Source organism: Neptuniibacter sp. QD72_48 (assembly GCF_047778065.1).
GTDB lineage: Bacteria > Pseudomonadota > Gammaproteobacteria > Pseudomonadales > Balneatricaceae > Neptuniibacter.
In genome coordinates this window covers 1150117-1165647 of the sequence record NZ_CP180547.1, presented here as the reverse complement: position 1 = coordinate 1165647, position 15531 = coordinate 1150117, and the positions used below count along the sequence as shown (strand labels likewise).

Annotated in this window: 17 protein-coding genes; 12 read left to right on the top strand and 5 right to left on the bottom strand. The window is 41.4% G+C overall.

The window, feature by feature from the left end:
- The first annotated feature begins 3 nt into the window (after positions 1-3).
- Genes gspE through ACMXYX_RS04965 form a run of 10 tightly spaced genes read left to right on the top strand, consistent with a single transcriptional unit; the run spans position 4 to position 7821 of the window.
- Positions 4-1491 carry a type II secretion system ATPase GspE gene (gspE, locus tag ACMXYX_RS05010; RefSeq protein ID WP_415897788.1) on the top strand — a complete coding sequence of 496 codons (1488 nt, stop codon included), beginning with the start codon at positions 4-6 and terminating at the stop codon, positions 1489-1491.
- Entirely contained in the window at positions 1478-2689 is a 1212-nt protein-coding gene (gene gspF / locus ACMXYX_RS05005; protein WP_415906566.1) for a type II secretion system inner membrane protein GspF, read from the top strand. The genes gspE and gspF overlap by 14 nt, the downstream gene beginning before the upstream one ends.
- Positions 2690-2703: 14 nt before the next feature.
- Complete coding sequence (gspG, locus tag ACMXYX_RS05000; RefSeq protein ID WP_415893775.1) at positions 2704-3132, top strand: type II secretion system major pseudopilin GspG; 429 nt, start codon at positions 2704-2706, stop codon at positions 3130-3132.
- Entirely contained in the window at positions 3083-3565 is a 483-nt protein-coding gene (locus ACMXYX_RS04995; RefSeq protein ID WP_415897786.1) for a type II secretion system protein, read from the top strand. Before gspG ends, ACMXYX_RS04995 begins: the two co-directional genes overlap by 50 nt.
- Positions 3555-3962: a type II secretion system minor pseudopilin GspI gene (gspI, locus tag ACMXYX_RS04990; protein ID WP_415897785.1), complete on the top strand. Its 408-nt coding sequence runs from the start codon at positions 3555-3557 to the stop codon at positions 3960-3962. Before ACMXYX_RS04995 ends, gspI begins: the two co-directional genes overlap by 11 nt.
- Entirely contained in the window at positions 3962-4588 is a 627-nt protein-coding gene (gspJ, locus tag ACMXYX_RS04985) for a type II secretion system minor pseudopilin GspJ (protein WP_415897784.1), read from the top strand. Before gspI ends, gspJ begins: the two co-directional genes overlap by 1 nt.
- The gene (gene gspK, locus ACMXYX_RS04980) at positions 4578-5540 is read left to right on the top strand and encodes a type II secretion system minor pseudopilin GspK (RefSeq protein ID WP_415897783.1); all 963 of its coding nucleotides are present in this window, start codon (positions 4578-4580) and stop codon (positions 5538-5540) included. The genes gspJ and gspK overlap by 11 nt, the downstream gene beginning before the upstream one ends.
- Entirely contained in the window at positions 5537-6682 is a 1146-nt protein-coding gene (gspL, locus tag ACMXYX_RS04975; RefSeq protein WP_415897782.1) for a type II secretion system protein GspL, read from the top strand. The genes gspK and gspL overlap by 4 nt, the downstream gene beginning before the upstream one ends.
- Positions 6679-7143 (top strand): type II secretion system protein GspM, encoded by a 465-nt coding sequence (gene gspM, locus ACMXYX_RS04970; protein ID WP_415897781.1) that lies wholly within the window; start codon positions 6679-6681, stop codon positions 7141-7143. The genes gspL and gspM overlap by 4 nt, the downstream gene beginning before the upstream one ends.
- Before the next feature lie 3 nt (positions 7144-7146).
- The gene (locus ACMXYX_RS04965) at positions 7147-7821 is read left to right on the top strand and encodes a hypothetical protein (RefSeq protein ID WP_415897780.1); all 675 of its coding nucleotides are present in this window, start codon (positions 7147-7149) and stop codon (positions 7819-7821) included.
- Here the strand turns inward: ACMXYX_RS04965 and ACMXYX_RS04960 are convergent.
- Both ACMXYX_RS04960 and ACMXYX_RS04955 read right to left on the bottom strand, forming a co-directional pair.
- Positions 7814-9013 (bottom strand): glycosyltransferase, encoded by a 1200-nt coding sequence (locus tag ACMXYX_RS04960; RefSeq protein WP_415897779.1) that lies wholly within the window; start codon positions 9011-9013, stop codon positions 7814-7816. The genes ACMXYX_RS04965 and ACMXYX_RS04960 overlap by 8 nt on opposite strands.
- A gap of 347 nt (positions 9014-9360) precedes the next feature.
- Positions 9361-10257, bottom strand: coding sequence for a hypothetical protein (locus ACMXYX_RS04955; RefSeq protein ID WP_415906565.1), 897 nt, complete (start codon positions 10255-10257; stop codon positions 9361-9363).
- 1129 nt (positions 10258-11386) lie between these two features.
- On the opposite strand from ACMXYX_RS04955, the gene ACMXYX_RS04950 reads away from it, so the two are divergent.
- Complete coding sequence (locus tag ACMXYX_RS04950) at positions 11387-12664, top strand: hypothetical protein (protein WP_415906564.1); 1278 nt, start codon at positions 11387-11389, stop codon at positions 12662-12664.
- Here ACMXYX_RS04950 and ACMXYX_RS04945 read toward each other — a convergent pair.
- On the bottom strand, positions 12661-13005 hold the full coding sequence (locus tag ACMXYX_RS04945; protein ID WP_415906563.1) for a hypothetical protein: 345 nt from the start codon (positions 13003-13005) through the stop codon (positions 12661-12663). The genes ACMXYX_RS04950 and ACMXYX_RS04945 overlap by 4 nt on opposite strands.
- Before the next feature lie 253 nt (positions 13006-13258).
- Between ACMXYX_RS04945 and ACMXYX_RS04940 the strand changes: the two genes are divergently transcribed.
- Positions 13259-13861 carry a hypothetical protein gene (locus ACMXYX_RS04940; RefSeq protein WP_415906562.1) on the top strand — a complete coding sequence of 201 codons (603 nt, stop codon included), beginning with the start codon at positions 13259-13261 and terminating at the stop codon, positions 13859-13861.
- A 41-nt stretch (positions 13862-13902) separates the two neighbouring features.
- Here ACMXYX_RS04940 and ACMXYX_RS04935 read toward each other — a convergent pair whose 3' ends face one another.
- Complete coding sequence (locus ACMXYX_RS04935; protein ID WP_415906561.1) at positions 13903-14313, bottom strand: hypothetical protein; 411 nt, start codon at positions 14311-14313, stop codon at positions 13903-13905.
- Positions 14314-14321: 8 nt separating this feature from the next.
- Positions 14322-15239, bottom strand: coding sequence for a hypothetical protein (locus ACMXYX_RS04930; protein ID WP_415906560.1), 918 nt, complete (start codon positions 15237-15239; stop codon positions 14322-14324).
- Positions 15240-15531: the final 292 nt, after the last annotated feature.

The window sequence follows — 15531 nt, the reverse complement described above, 5'->3', positions numbered from 1 at the left end:
AGAATGAAGCCATCGACCATGCTCCCTTTTGGCTTTGCCAATAAACACAACATTCTGATAATAGAGTCAGACTCAGGGATCGCGATTTATTATTCTGATGAAACGCCTCTGCAGGCGTTAGGCGAAGTGAATAGACACATTAGTGGTATCCCGGTTTTTGAGAAAAAAGATGCAGATACACTAAAATCGGAAATTACCCAGCATTACAAATCTGCTGACACTAGTCTGGACAGCATTAATGACCTACATGAAACAGTGCAACTGGATGAGCTTAACCTCGACGATAATTCGACTGTAGACCTGTTAGATAGCCAAGACGATGCACCTGTAATTCGAATTATTAATGCATTATTTACCCAAGCGCTAAAGCAAAAAGCTTCCGATATTCATATCGAAACATTTGAAAACTGCATGTCCGTCAGGATTCGTGTAGATGGCGTGTTACAAGAGATCCTACAACCCGATCATCGTTGGGCACCTAGACTCATCTCTCGTATTAAAGTCATGGCCAAACTAGATATTGCCGAAAAGCGAGTTCCACAAGACGGAAGGGTTAGCCTTCGTATGGCAGGCCAAGCCTTAGATGTTCGAGTCTCGACAATGCCATCTATTCATGGGGAACGCGTGGTTCTCCGATTACTGGAGAAACACACACAACAATTAGAACTGACTCAGCTCGGCATGCCAGATGCTACTAGAACAAAGCTAGTTGGCTTACTCAATCAACCCAATGGCATTATCTTGGTAACAGGGCCAACGGGCTCGGGTAAGACAACAACGCTCTATGCTGGGCTCACGCTATTAAATGAAAAGTCTCGCAATATATTAACCGTAGAAGACCCAGTAGAGTACGCGCTAGAGGGGATCGGCCAGACACCTGTAAATACCAAAACAGGAATGTCGTTTGCTAAAGGCCTTAAAGCAATACTTCGTCAAGATCCAGATGTTGTAATGATTGGTGAAATTCGAGATGCAGAAACAGCGCAAATTGCAGTTCAAGCCAGCTTAACGGGTCACTTAGTTCTTTCAACTTTACATACAAACGATGCCCTCGGAGCGATAACGCGTTTAACCGATATAGGTGTGGAGCCTTATCTAATTTCATCATCTCTTAAGGGCGTACTGGCTCAACGCCTAATCAGAACACTATGCCCTCACTGCAAAGAGGCAACGACGCTATCCCCGACTGATGCAGATAGATTAGGTAACACCCAACTAGCAGGGCAACCAGTATATCAACCTAAAGGATGCAACGAGTGCAATCAAACTGGCTATGCTGGGCGATTGGGCCTGTACGAGCTTTTACAAGTAACACCTGAATTAGCACGCGACATTCACTCCAAAGTCAGTGAACACGACCTTAAAGGAACTATAAAAAGTGACCATCGCAGCATGTTAGATGAAGGAATCAGTGCTATTTTAAAAGGCGAGAGCTCCGTCAATGAAGTTTTAAGAATGGTTAAGGACGCCTCGGATCATGCCTTCCTATGAATATCATGCGCTAGATAAAAGCGGCAAAAAACAGCGCGGATTTATTGATGCTGATTCAGAAAGGCAAGCACGTCAGAATCTCCGTGACCAACAACTTTTACCAAACCGTTTAGTTGAAGTGAAAGAAACGAACAGCAAAAAACGCACTCTTTTTGCTGGCAAGGTTTCGATACAGCACCTATCACTGTTTACCCAACAACTTGCTGCACTCGTCCAATCTGGCGTTGCGATTGAAGATGCTCTACAAGCCACGTCTGAGCAAAGCACCCACAAACATTTAAAGGCTGCGTTACAGGGCGTGAAAAGTAAAGTCCGTGAAGGGCATACGATCGCAGAAGGCATGGCAGATTATCAAAACATTTTTCCACCTATCTACCGTGAGCTAATTCGTGCAGGAGAAAAGTCAGGCGAACTCACTCAAGTACTCCTCCAACTTGCAGATTACACAGAAAGAAACCAACGCTTGCGCAACAACGTCATGCAAGCCTCTATTTACCCTATTGTTTTAACCTCGGTTGCGATAACAATTATTAGCCTACTCATGGCCTATGTTGTTCCGAAAGTAGTCGAACAATTTGATCATGTAGGCCAACAACTACCTTTACTGACCAGAGTGATGATTTCTGTATCAGATTTTGTTGTTAACCATGGCGCTTGGCTGATAGCTGGCTTAATCGGCACTATTGTAGTCTGCAGTTATTTTTATAATAAACAGCATATAAAACTCCGCGTACACAAAGTGTTTTTAAAAACACCATTTATCAAGAAAGTAGTGATCAACCTAGAGACCGCCCGCTTACTAAACACCCTAAATATCATGTTGCATAGTGGGGTTCCGCTACTCGATGCGCTCTATACCAGTCAGCAGACCAGTGGGAATTTACATTTTAAAAGCAAGTTACAAACGATTGCGGAAAAAGTGCGGGAAGGTGGCAGCTTAAATAAAGCCATGTCTACAGCGGACTTGTTCCCCCCTATATCCATTTTTATGGTTGCGAACGGAGAGCTCAGTGGTGAATTAGCCACCGCGTTGAAAAAATCGGCAGAACAACAGGAACATCAACTCAACAGTATTATTTCCATTGTGACTAAGCTTATTGAGCCTGTGCTAATCATTGTTTTTGGCTTAATCGTGTTGGCCATAGTGCTCGCGATTCTATTACCAATTATGCAATTAAACGATCTTACCCAATTTTAAAAGGAACTAGACAGATGAGAAAACATTCTCGTAAGGATCAAGGTTTTACCTTATTGGAAATCATGGTTGTCATCGTAATTTTAGGTTTACTTGTTGCAATCGTAGCTCCAAACGTTTTGCAAAACCAAGATATCGCGATGGTCGAAAAAGCCAAAGCGGATATTGCCTCGCTGGAAAACGCCCTAGATATGTACAAGCTAGATAACCACACCTACCCAACAACAGATCAAGGGCTAGAGGCTTTAACTGGCAAACCAAGTACTGGCCCAAGCCCTAAAAACTACAGAAGCGACGGCTATATTAAACGCCTACCTACTGACCCATGGGGCAATGAGTATCAATACCTATCACCAGGTGAGCACGGTAAATACGATTTGTACTCTTTAGGAGCTGATGGCACTCATGGTGGTGAAGGCAACGGTAGTGACATCGCCAATTGGTAACCACCAGCGTGGGTTTACCCTTCTAGAACTGATGGTCGTCATCACCTTAATTGGTTTGATGAGTGGTTTTGTTGTGGCCTACAGCTCCCACTCATCCTACCCAGAAACATTTGAAAGCAGAGTAAAAGCAATTCTCTTTGAAATGAGTGAAAAATCGCTAATAGATCAACGTTGGTACGGCTTACAAATCGATGAACAACGTTTGAGAGTTATATCAATGGGGCCTAATGGTTGGGATACCAAAAGAAAAGATGGATGGATTGATATCCCAACAGGGGTAACACTAGAATTTGAACCCAGCCCCCATGAAGACCTGAAAGGTATCGGTTTATACGCATCACCCGATGGGCTTTTAAGCCCTCATAAACTTATTTATAGCACTGTAGAAGAGCAGTTCGAAATAACTGGGCCTTATGCGATAAATGAAGAATAAGCATGTTACGAAAGGGGGGGCTTCATCACAGAAGCACGCCTCCAAAAGACAATTAGGCTTTACGCTGCTGGAAGTAATGGTTGCTCTATCCATTCTTGCCGTTGCTGCCGCTGCTATTGTACAAGCAACCTCTTCCTCATTAAGACACGCTGGGCACATATCAGACCGCCAGCTGGCTATGTGGGTAGCCCATAATGCCTTAGAAACAGCCATGCTACCTAATCAGATATCAAACAATTCAGGTGAATCTAAATTCGCAGGAAGGGACTTTTGGTGGCGAATTAAAAAAGATAAAACCAGTGTAGAAAACTTCTCTAAACTCACGGTCACAGTCACATTATCAGATAATAAAGACTATGTTCTAGCAACACTGATTGGTTACAGGGATCAATCATAATGCTACAACGTAAATATCAAGCGGGCTTTACGCTAATAGAGCTAATCATCGCCATTGCCATCACAGCTCTCATCGGGATAGCCGCTCAAAGCATGCTGGATGTAATGCTAAGAGGTAAATCCCAGCTAAGCCAACAACAAGAACGTTTGAGTAACTTAGATAACTCGCTCAGAGTCATTCAAAGAGATCTACAACAGATCACCCCAAGAACACTTACTGGGAAAGACTTTATAACACCAAATTTAGGTCTCCTGCTCCGCCCACAAAGCCAGGCTGTCGGCTCAACTTTTATGGAATTCATTCGATTCAGCACCACACCAAAGCCAGATCAAACACACCCTGATCTAATCCGTGTTCGATACAAATTAATTGATGGTGACCTGATTCGAGAACAACAACCCTTTCCACAAAACCCACTAATACCTATTCCATGGCATCGGATCCGCTTACTTCAAGGTCTAGAAGAACTCAACATTAGTCTGTTCCAACAGAATTGGGAGCTGCTATATACAGATTTAAAAAGCGATAACCTTCCACAAGCCATCAAGTTTGAGTTTGGACACCCTAACTGGGAGGTAGCAGAACTCATAGTAGGACTACCAGGGGGTGATCTAATTGAGCCCTAAACGTCAAAGAGGCGCTGCCTTGCTGGTTACCCTAACCCTCGTATCTATTTTAACGATCATCGCTTCCGAGCTGTATAAAATGACACGTGATAACAGTAATCGACTTGCAAGTGTTCAGGATCTAGAGCAAGCACAGTGGTATGCCTTAAGTGGAGAACAACACAGTTATATTCTTGCAAAAGAACTGATTGAGAAACCAGCTGTACATAGTGCAGTACCCGTGCAATTCCCTATTGCACAAGGAAACATGACTATTCAGCTAAACCCTGTGCATAACTGCTTTAACATCAACAGCTTAGATTCACACAAAACAAACAAAGAACAACGAGTACCTAACCCAGAGCGCCCTTTTGCAATCAAAGCCCTACAACAACTTCTAATCAGTCATAATATTGACTCGCTCACGGCTAAATCCTTTACTAGCAGAGCTGCTGATTGGATTGATGCAGATTCAGACCCAATCGATGCCCAAGGCCTAGAAAGAAGCAGCCCAACGACACCATTACCGGTAAACGGGCATCTACAAAATATAAATGAACTGAAACAACTCGATATTTTATCGGATGAACAATTCAGCAATATCTCTGAACTTTTATGTGCAAGAACCGGGGATACGCGCTTAGCGATAAACCCCAATGATTTAGAAGAAAAACACGCGACTTTAATCAGTGCACTCTCTCATGGTGTACTCGATTCAGCAGATGCCAAACAGATTATTCAATCAAAACCGGCGGACGGCTACAGCGATATTAATAGCTTTATTCAATCTTTACAGACCGATGGAAAAAACCTTCCAACTGAAATTAATCAGGCTTTCCATCTAGAAAGAAATTATTTTAAAACTCGCATTCAAGTAATGTACGAACGCTCTCGGGTTGAGCTTAATGCTTATTTTTCAACTGATGGTGAAAAAGCCCAAACCCTATCGCGGTATTACGGAGTTATGCCATGAAAGATCTTTTGGTCATTCGATTCATCGAAGATAGCAATCGATGTGAATGGGGTATTTCATCCCCGCAACAGCCAATGAGATATGGCCAAGGTTCTTTGGAAGAACTAAAGCAAGCTATAGAGCCATTCTCGCAAATAGCCTGCCACTGCTTTTTACCATCAGAAACCGCAACAGTAGTCACTGCTGAGCTACCCAATACATCTAAAGCAGCCTATAGCGGTATCCCATTTCAAATAGAAGAGTTAATCAGTAATCCGATTGAAGATAACCATATTGCTTATTACCCCGAACGCTCCCTATCACCTGAAGTCCTAGTATGTGATCGACAGAAATTATCAACGTGGATAGAAGCACTTAAGACACTGGATATAGATCTAAAACTACTGTCTATAGATTGCTTCTTACTACCTATCAGTGAAGAAACACTTTATATAGAAGATCAACGGGTCATTAGCTTTACAACAGACTTTAAAGGTGCGATTCCGATATCACTGTGTGAACACATGCAAAGTCAAATTGACTCTGAAAACCTTAATATTCAGAACGCCGACGACGATTCGAATCTACTCTTAGCAAGTTATTTAGAATCACCAAAAGGCTTTAAACCAATAAATATTCTTGTTGGTGAGTTCGCTACGTTTAGTGCCTTTGAGCAAAATAAAAAGCTTCTTTTACCTCCCGCTATAGTTGCTCTGTGCGCGCTTATACTCTGGCTTGGCTCTTCGCTATACAACAACCATTTGATGGAAAAACAGATCAAGCACATCGATCAACAGATGGTCCAACTTTATAAGAAAATTTACCCTCAGGCACGTCGTGTAATCAACCCTGTCGGGCAGATGCGAGCTAATTTAAGAGAGCAATCAGGCCAAACAAACAACAGCGCATTTATTCCATTCTTAAGCTCTATCACGCCTTTACTGGCCCCCAAAGAACTCGAAATCACAAGTATTCGATATTCAGAAGATTCAGGCGTTATGAGAATCATATTACAAGCTAGTAGTTTCCCTCCCCTAGAAACCTTAAGAGAGAAATTAAAAACAGTGAGCACTACTGCGCAGCTGGGTGATTTGACACAAACAGAAAATGGCGTCAATGGCACGTTAATCATTAACTCTCCAAGCAAAGGAGAAGCACAATGATAAAAGATTACTTAAATAACCTAAGCTCAACAGAAATCAGAACACTAACCATAGCACTGCCATTTGTAGTCTTAGCACTGTGTTGGCTATTGATCATAAAACCTACACTGAACAGTGAGCAGATGCTCTATCAGCAATTAGACGCAAAACTGCGCGACTACCAATGGATGCAACAAGCGCAATATCAGGTTAGCGCCTCAGTAAATAACGCTGAGCAGAAACAAGCATCCAATCTACGTCAGTCTGTTCACAACGCGTTTAGCAGTCAGCAAATAAAGCTCACACGTATGAATAGCGTTACAGAAGAAGAAATATCATTCACACTCTCTAATGTCGCATTCAACAACGTAATCAAAAGCATTACAGCGCTTGAGAATAAAGGTGTAACCCTCACCCAGATCCACATCACCCCGGCAGAAGATGCGGGGAATATAAATGCCAACCTTACATTTGGTAAATAACCCATGAAAATTGCAATTACCATCTTTATCAGTAGTTTTGTTTTGGCATTTGTTTTAACGACCCCTGCACGTTTCATCGAACAACAATTTGCTGAGCAAGGTTTTCAAGTCTCGCAATTTCGCGGCGACCTGCTTTCGGGGAAAGGCACTCTGGAAAACCAACATTTCAGCTGGAAGCTCAATGGTTTTTCAATAACCTCGCTATCACCGCAGTGGTTAATAACCTTCGACAATCAAAGTCAGATTAGCCTATCTAGCTCCATCTCAATGGATGAAATTTACAGAATAGAATACCAAGCTCCATTGCAAACACTGTCCAATATCCCAGCAGCAATCAAAGGCAATATTTACTTTACTACCGATAGCTGGAACCCCAACCACTGTAATGAAATATCTAACGTTAACTTGGCTCTGAAAGATGTCAGAATTTCGGGAAGCGAACATCCACCAGCAGAGATAGGATTCACTGCCGAATGCACAAACAACAACTGGATTTTGATCCCACAACGCTCTAACGGCAATTTTTATTTAACCGGCTCGATAAGAATGCTATCCCCTACCGATTTTCAATCGCAACTCGCCATATCAGCAAAGAAAAAAGAGAATCTTCAACTGCTAAGCGATGCGTTAGAAATACCGGCTGAAAGAGGGAAAATCCAACTACCAAATATTATTTGAGTAAGTTCTCTATTGCCCTAACTCCATCCATATAACTATGCATGGTGGCTTTGGTGGCTTTGGTTGCATTGCGTTCGGCAATGGCTTCGGCAGCTAGCCTGTATTTCGGATCATCTACTAACCGACGCAATGTTATTAAAATATCTTGTGGAGAAGATTGCGGGGGAACATTCAAACCAATATTTAACTTCTCAATTAAACGCGTATTCTCAACTTGCTCTAACTGCGCAGGTAACACCAACTGCGGCTTACCTTTACTTAAACTCTCTGCAACCAACTCTTTACTCGCATGGTTCACAACAATATCTGCCGTTTTCAGTAGCCCTGAAAGATCTACTGGGTAATCAAGCAATTGAATTTTCGAATGAATATCGGAAGGCATATTGAGTTTCGCTAAGCCATTACAGCAACAAATCACATCAAAACCACTTTCGGCTAACACTCTGATCATGATGCCAGTATTTTTCGCATGCGCTTTTAAATACGCAAAAACTTTAGGTTTTCCGTTTTCGGCCCAATTAGCCTTCGCTGTGAACAAGTTGTTTTTAACCGACTCAATATAATATGTGGTCGAGCGATCGCGCTGATAATGATCGAGCTCGGGCAACGTTGTCATCAATAGGAAATCAGATAAAAAGAGATCACCGAGGTATTTAATAGTCTTCCGTTCCGGATCTAAGATCTTATTTATCGTCTTAACCACCTGTCCTTCGTGCCTAACCGCTATGCGCTCAATTCCATCAACCCAAGGCGTTAAAATTCGGCAAGGTAAGCCAGGTTTTAATTCGGCAAAACCCGATCCAATAATAACTTTCTTACAGTCCATTTTATTGGCTGCAATCAGCGCTGTTGGCGCGTAATCACAAATAAGTAAATCAGGTTTTACCAAGTCAAAAATACTCCGCCAACTCTTTACCATCTGTTCAAGAGCATAGCGATTACTATAACCATACTGCATCAAAATACTTGCAATACAGGCTGTAGCTTTGGGTTTATCTTCTGGGGTTAGCGCATAAGGGACAGGTAATATCTTAAGCTCTTCAGGAAACTCAAAACGATATAAAACCCCAAGCCCCTTAGTAACTAAAGTAACCTGATGACCCCGCTCAATTAGCGTTGTTATAAACGGGGCTAAATGAGTTAAATGCCCTAACCCACCACCAAATTCCCACGCAACTAGAATATTCGCCAAACCGCCACCTTATCTATTAGGTAAGAAATGGTTCGAAGGCAATAACACACGAGAACCATCTTGTAATAGTTTTTCTACCGCTTTTTCATAGGTTACGTCATATTGTTCGCGCTTCAGGCCTTCCAAAGTGTTTCGAATAAAATGACACAGATTAGCGGCATATAAACCTGAGGAATAATGACCATAATATTGCTTCGATAAGCAAGTCCCGCCTAAAACAATATCTCGCATAATATTGGGTGAGAAAAGAGCAGAAAATAGTCACTCGTGACCATGAAGTTTTTCATGGTGAGTACACATTGCTTACTGCCAATTCCTTTTGCTTTAAGTCCATCAAAATTTTGATATTAATGAACAAACACCCGTTTTAACCCGCTGTTTTTTATAGAAATAGCTTCTGAATAGTAGTTTTCACTTCCTGAATTAAATAGAACCTTGTACTCACCTGGATACACAACATAATTGAATCGATCGTATCCGCCATCTTTACCACGAACATATGCTGGCATCACACTTTGTGCATATTCTTTAACATCATCACGAGTAAAATAGTCACTAAGCAACACGCTAGGTGCTGGAGCATCCCCAAGCAAAGACACATCCCCTCCTGTCATTACACGATCGTTATGTAATACCTCAAGAGTCACATTGACCATTAACTCCTGGTAGACTTTTCTGGCAACTTGTTCAATCAAAAACCTAGAGTCTTTATAAGAAACAGGCATCCAATAACTCACATTATCTACGCCTATCTTAATAACATAATCCAAATCCAACTGGGACTTATCCCAACCATTCCACTCTTGCCCTGCTTTAATAGGGGAAATTGGATCAATATCATTAATTTCGTTTAAAAAACTGTCGTGAATTCCATAGCTGCGTTTATTGACCCATCTGAAGTACTTTAAGGAATCTTTCAACTCCACTCGAACAACAATCTGTCCTTGAGCGTCAGTGGTCAAACTATCTGCCTGAGCTCTTAACTCTTTACCAACATGCCGTAAACTCATTGCAAGATTCGGCGCTAAAACCCAGTCATTTTTCTTTTTGCCGTTATCAGGAATTCTTCTTTCAACTTTAAAAAAAGCATTTCCATAACGAAGAAAACGATCAACCTTTTCTAAGCTGATTCGATATTCCCAGCGCTCTTCAGAATCATGTGCCGTGTTATTAGCCTCTTTAACATCCTGACTGACGCAGCCAGATAAAAGCAAAAAAAGTAACACTAAGCTCCTTGTTAGCATGATTACATCCTTTCAATAAATACTAGAAAAATGACTAATCCGATTAAAACCCGCTACCCTTGCGTTCAAAAGCAAATGATTTTAGAGCAGAAACTTTCAATTATTCATAAAACAAAATGAATATGTTAGATCGTAACACGGATTTTAATAGATTCTCATAGGTACAAAAAATACCATCCGATTGCAGTTTCCTATATCGGATAGACTAAGCAAATTATACGTCGCTTCGCTCCTTCCCCTTCGGGGCTATCGTCGCAGGCTCCGATGTAATCTCGCTTCGCTCGGCTCGACTACCTTCGGCAGCTCTCCTCTGCCTACTAAACTCTCGCATCGAAGAATGCAAAAAGCCCGCAGCAAGTGCGGGCTTCTTTGAATCTTGGTAGGACTAAGCCGATTATACGTCGCTTCGCTCCTTCCCCTTCGGGGCTATCGTCGCAGGCTCCGATGTGATCTCGCTTCGCTCGGCTCGACTGCCTTCGGCAGCTCTCCTCTGCCTACTTAATTGTCGCATCGAAGAATGCAAAAAGCCCGCAGCAAGTGCGGGCTTCTTTGAATCTTGGTAGGACTAGGCCGATTATACGTCGCTTCGCTCCTTCCCCTTCGGGGCTATCGTCGCAGGCTCCGATGTGATCTCGCTTCGCTCGGCTCGACTGCCTTCGGCAGCTCTCCTCTGCCTACTTAATTGTCGCATCGAAGAATGCAAAAAGCCCGCAGCAAGTGCGGGCTTCTTTGAATCTTGGTAGGACTAGGCAGATTATACGTCGCTTCGCTCCTACCCCTTCGGGGCTATCGTCGCAGGCTCCGATGTGATCTCGCTTCGCTCGGCTCGACTGCCTTCGGCAGCTCTCCTCTGCCTACTTAATTGTCGCATCGAAGAATGCAAAAAGCCCGCAGCAAGTGCGGGCTTCTTTGAATCTTGGTAGGACTAGGCAGATTCGAACTGCCGACCTCTACCATGTCAAGGTTGCGTTATAAAATTTAATATAATTATAAATCAATATGTTAAGAAACATTCCCACATATTTACCACATTTTTTCTTCTCATTCCTCCCATTCTATGGGAAACTTTTCTGAATTAATTCAGCTGATTAAAGGCTTCTTGTCAGCACTATAAAATGAGCCCAATATCATGAAAACTAAAGAGGATTACTGGCCTCGTGGCCTCTATCGCTATTCTGATGGTCGAGGATTCAAGTACCGCCTCCCCTTCAAAATTGATGGGAAATATAAGGATGCACATATTGGCAAAGTTTCTTTAAAGGAAGCGATTGAGCAAACAGACATTCTTAACAAGCGATTTGAAGACCTAGCTCTAGCCAAGAAAAACGAGAAAGCTCTTGAAAGACTACAAAGAAAGAAGCTAATTGGGAAATATGAGCGAACCGTCCATGAACTGATTCAGGACTTCACTAGAGAGTACCTGCTGATTAAGTACGAGAACGACACCTTAAAGAACAAGATTTATGCAAGCAAAATCATTGCAAAATACTTCGCCAAGAGAAAGCTAATTGAGCTTGAGGTTAAAGAATGGGTAGATTTTATTGCATCAACCACTGATAGCCATGATCCCTACAGCAAGTACAAAACTATAATTACCCAGTTCTATCAGTATTGTCAGGGGATTGGCTCCTTACCTGCTTCACATCCGAACTTTGGTAAGCTTATTGATATACCTTCTCTTCAAGTTAAGCCAGATAAAAAACGCGACAAAATGTCGCTGAAGCAGTTTCAACTCCTCTATAACGCAGCTGAACCAGCTATTAAGGACATACTAAAAGTAGGCATCCTAACAGGACTTCGATCTGGAGATATTCTAACAATTAAAGCACAGAATATTCAGGAGGGTTTTCTTTACGTAATCCCAGCAAAAACTAGAGACTTACAACACCCTCAAAAACTTAGATTTTCAATTACTGAAGATTTAATTGAATGCGGCATCACCGATCCTGTAAAACACAGAGAGAACCCAAAGAGGCCTAAGAAAGTTTTAGATAAGGAATGCCCCTTTCTTTTCAACTATGTTTACGATAGAGACAATGAGTCAAAGAACAAAGAACACCCAAACCAGCTCTTAAGGCGATACTTTTTATCAAAATTTGAAGACGCAATTCTTTCAATATCGGATGAAGAATGGAGTAAATACAACACTCCAGACAAACGAGAGGAGCGCCCCACATTCCATGAGGTTCGCGCATTATATGCAGATTTATGTCAGGCAGTGCTCGGACTATCAGAGCAAGAAATCTCAAAAAGACTTGGACATAGAGATAGAAGCGAATCACCCACAACCAAGAAGTACCTGAGTGGAACTTGGTATGAGGTCACAAACCACATACCTTTTAACATCGTCATGTCCATGACTAACTCCGAGCTGGACAAGCTGTTAGGAAAAGACATAATCATTTAAACAGCACATGCGTATTTAGCAAAAATCTCGTCGGCTTTAGAACCAGTTTTAGAGACCTTTTCAGGTATTGGTACGATATTGTTTTCAGCATTCTTCTCGTAAAAATTATCGATGGTTTCGTCTTCACCCAAGAAGAAATTATCGTCAACTATTACGTAGTAAACACCAAGGAGCTTTTTACCTTTGATTTCACCAAGCTTAATCATTTTTTTGATTGAATCTACGCTTGGGGCTGTGCCTTCAAAGTAGTTTTTTCGAAAATCAGAAACTCGGACGAGTTTCGCTGTATGGCGGGTACTTCTTTCTGATCTAGTAACACTCTCAAGTCTCTCTGCATTCATGAATCCTATTCCTCTAATGACAGAGCAACTTTAACACAAATATATTGACATGTCAAAAATACTATGAAACCAGAGAGATTTGTGATGCAACCTGCAAATACTGAACATAGATCCAACTTTTAAAATATATAACAATTTATATATTCCAAAAAGATATATAAATTTATTTGCAAATATTTTTATTATATGCTTGACATGCTTTTCTGTTCTTGATAGAATAGCCTCAAGAAATCGGAAATCTGGTTTCTTGGTAATGAGAACTGCCCTTAATCCTATCTCAGCTTTTGAAGCAAATAATGAGGTGGGATTTTTATTGCCTGCCTTATCGCTAACAGCTCCTTTGTTACGCGAATTTCTCCTTAAGCTGAGTTTGAACGAGCTCGGTTCTTATTTTCTAAACCCTAACGTGGGAAATAATATATTAAATAAAATAGGAGAAATTATAATGAATATATTAATGAAAAAAGGTACCTATGAACTCGCAGAAGGCTGCGAAAGTATGACTTTAGAAGACCGCAAGGCTCTGTATGTTTTAGTGGACCATTGGGAAAATATTAATACCCGATTTATGAAGTTAAATGGCTTTAGCTTTGAAACGATATATGTTTCGTTCTTTCTGCTGAAGGTAGCAAATGAGACAATGAATCCTAATGACTTCCAAATACTGTTCACTTTACAAATGTATGCCATTAGATATAGAGATCTTTGGACAGAAGACTATGAAGATCAAGAGCTTATAGACGAATTAACTTTTGCTCTTGGAGGACTATCATTCTTAGTAAGCAAATACTTCGAAGAAGCGTGTTTTGACCCGGACGAACCTCTTTTTGAGTATGATTTTGATAACGAAGACTAATTAGTGAAAATAGATATACCAGAGAGGGCCCCTCTGGTGTACTAGTTCTTCCTCAGTTTTGAATTTTTGATTGTTCTTTTGGCTTCTGAAAAGTCTATATATTCTTCCAGTTTATCGAGAACTCTCCTGCTTTCCTGTCTCTTCTTGCTTACTTCCATCACAGTGGCAATTGTGAAGCCTCTATAAAGCAAATAATCAAGACCATACAAATCCATAGCTTGTTTCATTTCTCGTTCAATGGTTGGCGAAATAGAGCGGGTAATATCCGAAAACACTGGTGTGTTTTCTGTAAAGAAAAGCTTAATGGCTTTGTCTATTGGTTTATATTTTGTGATGTAGTTCCAAAGTGAGGGGTACTTCTCAATCAGCAAAATTATCTGGTGCTTCTGGTGAGCCGTTAGTTCAATGCTATATAGTTCCTCTATCAGTTGTATCAGTTTTATATCGTTCATTTTCTCTCCTAATATGGTTTTAGTTTAAAATGTGTTTTTTGCTCCGCCCCCTTGATCGCAGCATCAGCAACCTCTAAGCCCTCTGTGAATGAGCTTTCTTGCATTGCCGTGTAGGTCTTATGCATTCTGTTTTCTTGTCGTTTCGCTTGTTTTGTATTGCCTAACAACTTCGCTTCAATCCATTTCTGGCATTGGGCAAGAAAAAGCTTCAGATTTTGTCTGGCTGCTTTTAGCTGCTCCTCTTCTTTTTCAAGCGCTTCTTCTCTGATTTTGAGTTCTTCCCAACGCTGCGCCTTGCTTTTCGTGCTTTTTCTTTTCGGTTTGTAAGTATCTGGCGTAAGGCCAAACATAATTTGGCACTGCCTGTTCCATTCACGCTTCAGAGCATTAGTAGTAGATGGTCTGGTGAGTTCTTTTCTGTAATCACTACGCTCTATTACTTTGTTGATTGATAGATGTAGATGTTCATTTTCTTGTTGGTGAACTACTGAATACGAGTTTCTGGCAACCGTATTGGGCGACAGATTGGTTCTATCAGCTATGACTAAAAGCATTGCCTTTAAAGCTTCTTTCCACTGCTCGGGAGTAGCCGATTGCCCTTTCGGCGGAGAAAAGCAAATCTCTTGAGCGAAGCTTGTTCTTGGACGCCCTCCTTTAGACTTTTGGGCTTCCATAAGTGCAATTTCGCAGATTGCTCTTTGTGATACCTTGGTCGCGTTCCCATGAATTGGGATGATGGCCTTAGTATGTTTGTGGTTAGGATGTTCGATGTTGTATAGGTAATTGGCTCGTCTGCTAATTCCTATTGCGCCAGAGTGGATGCTCTCACTTCTAACGAAAAAATTTCTAACCCCTTTTTCTTCTGATTTCATTTCATAATTATTTGTTTTATATAAATAATTTCTCATGGATCTAAAAAAAGTCAACGCCTAACCTAGTTAATTTTTCGTTCGTTCAAGATGGACAAACCCGATTGGTATGCCCTGATCTTGCTCAGGCTACCGCCCGAGACCCGTAATTAAATCTGATGCTATTGACAAACAAAAAATATGTGGGACATTGAATAAATCAATGAGAAATAATGGTGGATTTATTTTTCTAGCTTCAAAGTGAAGTGGCTTATGTTTGGGGAGTGCCATTGGGCATAAGCTATTGATGCGGAGGTACAAAGGTAGCAACCTCCAACCCCACGATGCGGCCTGTGTACTAGTGAAAGAC

What these genes read in the sequence shown, in the direction of transcription:
- ACMXYX_RS04940 (WP_415906562.1), top strand. Translation starts at nt 13,259, where the DNA reads ATGAGAACTGCCCTTAATCCTATCTCAGCTTTTGAAGCAAATAATGAG.
- ACMXYX_RS04995 (WP_415897786.1), top strand. Translation starts at nt 3,083, where the DNA reads ATGGCACTCATGGTGGTGAAGGCAACGGTAGTGACATCGCCAATTGGT.
- ACMXYX_RS04955 (WP_415906565.1), bottom strand. Translation starts at nt 10,257, where the DNA reads ATGCTAACAAGGAGCTTAGTGTTACTTTTTTTGCTTTTATCTGGCTGC.
- ACMXYX_RS04935 (WP_415906561.1), bottom strand. Translation starts at nt 14,313, where the DNA reads ATGAACGATATAAAACTGATACAACTGATAGAGGAACTATATAGCATT.
- gspI (WP_415897785.1), top strand. Translation starts at nt 3,555, where the DNA reads ATGAAGAATAAGCATGTTACGAAAGGGGGGGCTTCATCACAGAAGCAC.
- ACMXYX_RS04945 (WP_415906563.1), bottom strand. Translation starts at nt 13,005, where the DNA reads ATGAATGCAGAGAGACTTGAGAGTGTTACTAGATCAGAAAGAAGTACC.
- ACMXYX_RS04965 (WP_415897780.1), top strand. Translation starts at nt 7,147, where the DNA reads ATGAAAATTGCAATTACCATCTTTATCAGTAGTTTTGTTTTGGCATTT.
- gspJ (WP_415897784.1), top strand. Translation starts at nt 3,962, where the DNA reads ATGCTACAACGTAAATATCAAGCGGGCTTTACGCTAATAGAGCTAATC.
- ACMXYX_RS04950 (WP_415906564.1), top strand. Translation starts at nt 11,387, where the DNA reads ATGAAAACTAAAGAGGATTACTGGCCTCGTGGCCTCTATCGCTATTCT.
- gspM (WP_415897781.1), top strand. Translation starts at nt 6,679, where the DNA reads ATGATAAAAGATTACTTAAATAACCTAAGCTCAACAGAAATCAGAACA.
- gspF (WP_415906566.1), top strand. Translation starts at nt 1,478, where the DNA reads ATGCCTTCCTATGAATATCATGCGCTAGATAAAAGCGGCAAAAAACAG.
- gspG (WP_415893775.1), top strand. Translation starts at nt 2,704, where the DNA reads ATGAGAAAACATTCTCGTAAGGATCAAGGTTTTACCTTATTGGAAATC.
- gspE (WP_415897788.1), top strand. Translation starts at nt 4, where the DNA reads ATGAAGCCATCGACCATGCTCCCTTTTGGCTTTGCCAATAAACACAAC.
- gspL (WP_415897782.1), top strand. Translation starts at nt 5,537, where the DNA reads ATGAAAGATCTTTTGGTCATTCGATTCATCGAAGATAGCAATCGATGT.